Annotated in this window: 1 protein-coding gene; it reads right to left on the bottom strand. The window is 75.8% G+C overall.

Features of this window, described 5'->3' with window-relative positions; genetic code table 11:
* A partial coding sequence (locus AXW62_RS39755; protein WP_159061128.1) for a DoxX family protein occupies positions 1–935 on the bottom strand: 935 nt, incomplete at both ends.

Raw genomic sequence — 935 nt, 5'->3', positions numbered from 1 at the left:
GTGCGGCAGCCGCTCACGCGGCGACCGCGCTCCGGCCGAGCCGCCCGCGCCCAGCGGCCCGCGCGACCCGCCGCGCGGACTCTCCACGGACGTGCTGGGCAGCGGCGAGCCGGGCAGGTTGTTCGTCGGCAGATCGCTCGGCTCGGGCCCCTTGACGACCTCCGAGGACCGTACGGCGGCGCCCAGCATCGAGCCCATCAGCAGCGTCAGTCCGGCGACCACCATCGCCATCACGCTGCCCCGACGCAGCACCCGGCGCCGCAGCTGCCACAGCTCGGACCGGGGGCCGAGCCGCCGCCACGCCTCGCCGGCAAGCCGGGCGTCCGCCGAGTAGACCGGGGCGCCCGCGATGATCAGCGGGCTCCAGGCGGCGAGGTAGATGATGTCGGGCGCGTCGTAGACCGGCACCGTACGCCAGCTCACGGTGAGGATCAACGCGGCGGACAGCAGGGCGCCGACCGAGGCGGCCAGCCGCTGCCACAGCCCGAGCACGGTGAGCACTCCCACCACGATCTGCAGGAACGCCACGGTCAGCCCGGCGCCCACCGGATGCTCCAGCGCCAGGTCGCGCAGCGGCTCCGCGATCGGCCAGGGGTGCAGCGTGCGCAGCCAGGTGACCATCGAACCGCGCTCGCCGCCGTCGAAGTAGACGGGGTCGGAGAGCTTGCCCATCCCTCCGTAGACGGAGATGAAGCCGAGGAAGATGCGCAGCGGGAGCAGGACGACGCCGAGGTTCATCCGGCGCCCGGGGTAGTAAGCGTGGCGCACCGACTCGGAGTGGCGGCGCGGACGCGGAAGCGCGGCACGCCGCGCCTCGCTCCCGTACCCGTCGCCGTCGACGGCGCCCCGTCCCGGCCCGGAGAACGCGCCGCGCCGCTCCGCCCCGGCGGCCCTGGCCACCGCGCCCGCCGCGCCCGCCGCGTCCGCTTCGCCCG

It is taken from the genome of Streptomyces hygroscopicus subsp. hygroscopicus (assembly GCF_001553455.1).
GTDB classification, from domain to species: Bacteria; Actinomycetota; Actinomycetes; order Streptomycetales; family Streptomycetaceae; genus Streptomyces; species Streptomyces hygroscopicus.
The sequence above is the reverse complement of the archived record's forward strand: the minus strand, read 5'-3'. Positions and strand labels throughout refer to the sequence as shown.